The following is a 5,368-nucleotide window of genomic DNA, read 5'->3' on the forward strand; positions in this document are numbered from 1 at the left end:
CGCCCTCGCCGGGATGAGCGCCGTGGGCGCAGTCCCGGACGGACCGTGGTGGCTGCTCGGACCTGCCTGCGGGCCCGCGCTGGCCGCGGCGGCGTTGCGGATGGCCAGGCGCTCGCCGGTCGACCACTCCATGCCCGTGATCAACACGCCGGGCGGCGCGATCCCCACCGGGCCGCTGTTCTGGGCGTTGACCGGCGTGGACCTCGCCCTGCTCGGCTGCGCGCCCGCCCTGGTGGCGTTCGCCGCGCAGCCGGTGGACCTGACCCCTTACCTGGTGGCCCAGGTCGTGACGGGGCTGGGAGTGCTCGGCGGCTACATCATGTCCGGCCGGGGTCTGCGGGGCGCGGAGCGATCGGACCGGGTCTGACCTCCGGTCCGTCCACACCGGTGGGGCCCGCCCTCAGGAGAGCGCGGTCAGCAGGATCTCCGCGTTCTTGCGGACGTGCTCGACCGGGTCGCCGTCACGCAGCCGCCTGACGAGGTCGACGAGGCCCGGGTGGGGGAGGTAGCCCGTGGCGATGATCACGGACTGGCGGACCCCGGCGTCTGGATCGCGCGCGACGTCCTGGAACGCCGCGGCCACCTGGTCGCCCTGCTGCTCCGTGGCGGCCGGCGCGGCGGCGTAGACGAGGGTCAGCTTCTCGTCCCTGGTGGTCGCCGCGCCGAGCGCGGCCAGGGCCTCGGAAGCCGACCAGAGCGCGCAGTCCGTACGGAGGTGCCGGGCCACCTCCGCGCTGCCCGGCCCGCGCCGGCTTTGATCACCAGACGCACGGTGAAATCAGTCATCACGGCCTTTCGTCACCGGGTGTCATCCGTTTCGCGGGCCGTTGGTGAGGGCGGCCCGCGGGCGAAGATCTCATCCTGACATCACGGCGAAACCGTTTCGTCCGGGTTCGCCAGGGAAATCGTGATCTGCCCGCGCGGGAAGCTCACCTGGGATTCCGGGCCTAATCATGGGTGCGGCTTGTGGAACAGCCGTCCTTCCCGGTAACGCCGGATTTCTACCATGATGTCGGAGGAGCTGTGGACCTACTTCGGCGTGACTGGACCATCCGGACCCGTATGACGGTGCTCTCGACTCTGGTGGTGACGCTGATCTGCGCGGTCCTCATCGTGCTCGGCCTGGCCTTCCTGCACGCCAGCGACATGAAACACCGGGTCAACAACGCCTACCACGGCACCTGGCGGGTGGCGTTCCGCTATGACCACCAGCCGATCCCCGCCGTGATCGACGACGTCGAGGGGCTGTGGTCCGTCCAGGTGGTCGACCCGTCGGGGCAGGTGATAGCGGCCAGCCGGCCGTTGCTCGGCAACCCGCGGCTGGCCCTGTTCACGCCCCCGCGGCGCGCGGGCGGTGTGGACATGGTCCGCTGCGGGATACCGGCGTTCCCCGGACGCTGCATGATCGTCACCGCCGTCTGGATGCCCAGAACCACGGTCGCGCACGACCTCCTCGTCTACGGCGCGGTCCCCGCCACCCCCTGGTACGTGAGCGTCCCCACCCTGACCGTGCTCCTGGGCGTCGGCATCGCCGTCGTCGGGGTCGTGGCGTTCGGCACGTCACGCGTGGTCGGGCGGACGCTGCGGCCGGTCCGGGACATCCGTACGGCGCTGGACCGCATCGCCTCGACCGACCTCGGCAGCCGGGTGCCCGTGCCCGCCCACCACGACGAGATCTGGCAACTCGCCACCACCGTCAACCAGACGCTGCGCCTGCTGGAAACCGCGATGCAGCACGAACGGCAGTTCACCTCCGACGCCTCCCACGACCTGCGCAGCCCCATCGCGGCCATGCGGCTGCAGGTGGAGGAGGCGCTGACGAGCCCCGAGCCGGCCGACTGGCGCCAACTGGCCGACGGCCAGCTCGCCGGCCTCGAACGCCTCCAGGCGATCGTCACCGACCTGCTCGCCATCAGCAGGCTGGACGGCGTCGTCAGGTCCACCGACGTGGTGGACCTGAGCCACATGGTGACCACCGAGCTGAAGCATCGGGCCATGTGCGCGGGCCCTGTCCTCGTCTCCGAGATCGAACCCTGTGTCCTGGTCATCGGTGACGTCCTGGAATGGCAGCGCCTGCTGGCCAACCTCCTCGACAACGCCGGGCGCCATGCCGACTCCACCGTCACCGTCCGGCTCACCCGAGACCGCCACGACGCCGTGCTCGAGGTCGCCGACGACGGCCCCGGCGTGCCACCGGAGAAGAGGGAGGAGATCTTCCGGCGGTTCGTGCGCCTGGCGGACTCCCGCGCCAAGGACGCTGGCGGCACCGGGCTCGGCCTGGCCATCGCCCGCCAGATCGCCGAACGCCACCACGGCAGCCTCACTCTCGCCGACTCCGACGAGGGAGCCTGCTTCGTCACCACCATCCCGCTCTGCCCGTCCGCCGCCGAACACCAGCACGACGCCCCCACCGGCCACTCCACCGGCCACTCCGGCGGCCCTTTCGGCGGCCCTTCCGGTGGCCCGCTCCGCCCTGAGCGCTGAGACCTGAGCCGGTTGCCGCCGTGGGCGGACCCTGCTGTGATTGCGGCAAGCTCAAGTCAATATCTTGCGCGACGATCTCGTTATATTGCACCATGTTGTCGACATCGAGGGCGTGCTGCTGCCACGGATGGCTCGGCTCTTTCGCGCCAGGAAGAGGTCGGATGCATGCCCCGGGCCGATCTGCGGAGAGTCGCGACCATCAGCGTCCTGACGTCACCCTTCGCCCAGCCGGGCGCCGGCGACGCCGGAGGGCTGAACGTCTACATGGTCGAGGTCGGCCGCCGGCTGGCGGCGGCCGGGGTCGAGGTGGAGATCTTCACCAGGGCCGTGTCGGCGGACCTGCCCGCGGTGGCCGAGCTGGCGCCCGGCGTGCTCGTCCGGCAGGTGGCCGCCGGGCCCCTGAGAGAGCTGGACAAGAACGACCTGCCGGGCACGCTCGACGCGTTCACCGAGGGGATGCTGGCGCGGGACGGCGGGTTCGACGTCGTGCACGCGCACCACTGGCTGGCGGGCAGGGTCGGGGCGCTCGTGGGCCGGCGCTGGGGCGTGCCGCTGGTGCAGTCCATGCACTCGCTGGCCAGGACCAAGAACGCGACGCTGGCCCGGGGCGACGCGCGCGAGCCGGAGAGCAGGCTCGTGGGGGAGGACGAGGTCGTGGCCGCCGCCGACCGGCTGGTGGCCAACACCGCCCAGGAGGCGGAGCAGCTCGTCTCGCTGTACGGAGCCGACCCGGCCAAGGTCCGCACCATCCACCCGGGCGTCGACCTGTCCGTGTTCCGGCCGGGCCCGCGGCACGTGGCGCGGCACCGGCTGGGACTGCCGCAGGACGCCGTGGTGCTGCTGTTCGCCGGTCGGGTGCAGCCGCTCAAGGCCCCCGACGTGCTGCTGATGGCCGCCGCCAAGCTGGCCGAGGACAGGGAGCTGGCGGGACGGCTGGTGGTGGCCGTGGTCGGCGGCCCCAGCGGCTCGGGGCGGGCCGACCCGCGCCGCGTGGCCGACCTGGCCGCCGCTCTCGGGATCGCCCACCTGGTACGGCTGGAGCCGCCCTGCGCCCAGCCCGTGCTCGCCGACTGGTACCGGGCGGCGAACGTGCTCGTCGTGCCCTCGCGGGCCGAGACGTTCGGGCTGGTGGCGGTGGAGGCGCAGGCGTGCGGCACCCCCGTGGTCGCCGCGGCCGTCGGCGGACTCCGTACGGCGGTGCGGGACGGCGTCTCCGGAGTGCTGGTGGACGGCCACGACCCGGCCGCGTACGCCCGGGTGCTCGGCGACCTCGTCCGGCGTCCGAGGTGGTCGCGGCGGCTGGGCAGGGGCGCGATCGAGCACGCGTCCCGCTTCGGCTGGGAGCGGACCGTCGAGCGGCTGCTGCGCGTCTACGCCGGGGCCGCCGACGAGGTCGCCAAGCGGGTACGCGTCTGAACGCCCCAGCCCCCCGGACGACGTTCCCGAGCGTGGTCACGCCCGAGCCCTCGGACGACGTCCCCGAGCGTGGTCACGCCCGAGCCCCCGGACGACGTTCCCATACGGGTGGACGCCTGGGCAGGGGGCCGCGCGGTCAGCCGGGCGGGTCGAGGAGGCGGGCCCGGACGGCGGCCAGGTCGGCGTCGCCGAGACCGCCTGTGCGCAGGCGGCCCTCGGCGTCGAGCCCGGTGAGCAGCGACATGACCGTCTCCCGCTCCGTGGTGCCGTGCCGTGCCAGGACCGCACGCACCCGGACCGAGTCGTCCGCCTCGCCCAGCTTCGCGTACAGCGGGCGCAGGCGTCCGGCGGTCAGCTCGTGGTCCGCGAGGATGTCGGCCGGTGCGACCCCGGCCAGGGCGAGCAGCAGCATGGTCACGATGCCGGTTCGGTCGCGGCCCGCGACGCAGTGGATCAGCACCCCGCCAGGACGGGCCCGCGCGACGGCGGCCACGGCGGCGGCGCACCGCTCGGGCTTGCGGTCGAGCAGGGGCCGGTAGGACAGCGGCGTGCCGTAGCGGGGGTCGCCGCCCCACGCGTCCCAGAAGCCGGTGTCGGCGCGGTCCTCGATCGGTACGCGCACCACGTCGACGCCCTCGGGAACGTGCTCGGCCTCCGGCCTCCGCTCGGCGTCGTTGCGCAGGTCGACGATGGTGCCGATGCCGTACGCCGCGAGCGACTTCCACCCGGCGGGGGTCAGCCGGTGCGGGGTGTCGGAGCGGACGACGGCGCCCCACCGGGTCCGCCGCGCGCCCGCGGCGGGCAGCCCGCCGAGGTCGCGGGCGTTGTGGGAGCCCTCCCAGTCGAGATGGCGGTCCGGCGGGGTCACCGGCCGGCCGCCTGGACGATCAGATCCTCCATGTGCACCAGCATGCCCTCCGCCTCGGGCCCCCAGCAGGTGTCGTCGCCGTACTGCAGGTCGAGCAGGGCGCTGCTGGGGCCGTGGGTCACGGTCAGCATGTAACGCGCCCCGAGCAGCCGGGGTCTGGAGAAGACGACCTCGCCCGCACCGGCGGGCAGCGGGAGGTCGGCCTCGAAGAAGCTGAAGCGGGGGTAGGCCACGCCGGTGCCGTAGAGCCCGGCGAGGATCTCCTGGCACATGGCCTCGGTCCCGGCGGGGTCGGCGTTCGCGAACCGGTGCCCCTGCAACTGCTGCGCGGCGCAGGCGGTGAGCGCGGCGGCGAAGGAGTCGCGGGCCGGGGCGGGGACGAACACCGGCATGGTCATGGTCGCCTTGCGCACCGAGCGGGCGGCCCCGGGGGTGAACCGGTTGGCCGAAATGGCGAAGATCCCCGCGCCGGGGGCGCGTTCCGCCATCGCGACGGCGCTGCCGAAGGCGAGGAGGTAGACGGCCGAGACCGGCACGCCCGCCGCACCCGCGACGATCGCGGCCGCCTTCGCGACGCGCCGCGACGCCAGCCACGCCGAG

The 5,368-nt window shown here is 73.5% G+C and carries 5 protein-coding genes and 1 pseudogene; 3 read left to right on the forward strand and 3 right to left on the reverse strand.

What is annotated here, in order from left to right; genetic code table 11:
* Positions 1 to 367 (forward strand): annotated as a pseudogene (locus tag ABD844_RS45430) (hypothetical protein); the annotation flags it as partial.
* Between the two features lie 33 nt (positions 368 to 400).
* Here ABD844_RS45430 and ABD844_RS45435 read toward each other — a convergent pair.
* Entirely contained in the window at positions 401 to 727 is a 327-nt protein-coding gene (locus ABD844_RS45435; RefSeq protein ID WP_344893565.1) for a hypothetical protein, read from the reverse strand.
* Between the two features lie 335 nt (positions 728 to 1,062).
* Between ABD844_RS45435 and ABD844_RS45440 the strand changes: the two genes are divergently transcribed.
* Together ABD844_RS45440 and mshA are read left to right on the forward strand one after the other, a co-directional pair.
* Complete coding sequence (locus tag ABD844_RS45440; protein WP_344893568.1) at positions 1,063 to 2,484, forward strand: sensor histidine kinase; 1,422 nt, start codon at positions 1,063 to 1,065, stop codon at positions 2,482 to 2,484.
* Positions 2,485 to 2,649: 165 nt separating this feature from the next.
* Positions 2,650 to 3,900 carry a D-inositol-3-phosphate glycosyltransferase gene (gene mshA / locus ABD844_RS45445; protein ID WP_344893571.1) on the forward strand — a complete coding sequence of 417 codons (1,251 nt, stop codon included), beginning with the start codon at positions 2,650 to 2,652 and terminating at the stop codon, positions 3,898 to 3,900.
* 136 nt (positions 3,901 to 4,036) lie between these two features.
* Here the strand turns inward: mshA and ABD844_RS45450 are convergent, their stop codons facing one another.
* Positions 4,037 to 4,768, reverse strand: coding sequence for a tyrosine-protein phosphatase (locus ABD844_RS45450; RefSeq protein ID WP_344893574.1), 732 nt, complete (start codon positions 4,766 to 4,768; stop codon positions 4,037 to 4,039).
* The coding region (locus ABD844_RS45455) for a hypothetical protein (protein ID WP_344893577.1) at positions 4,765 to 5,368 on the reverse strand (604 nt) is incomplete at its 5' end. The genes ABD844_RS45455 and ABD844_RS45450, both read right to left, overlap by 4 nt.

It is taken from the genome of Nonomuraea antimicrobica (assembly GCF_039536965.1).
GTDB lineage: Bacteria > Actinomycetota > Actinomycetes > Streptosporangiales > Streptosporangiaceae > Nonomuraea > Nonomuraea antimicrobica.

Coding starts and splice junctions, on each gene's coding strand:
- ABD844_RS45440 (WP_344893568.1), top strand. CDS start 1,063: ATGACGGTGCTCTCGACTCTGGTGGTGACGCTGATCTGCGCGGTCCTC.
- mshA (WP_344893571.1), top strand. CDS start 2,650: ATGCCCCGGGCCGATCTGCGGAGAGTCGCGACCATCAGCGTCCTGACG.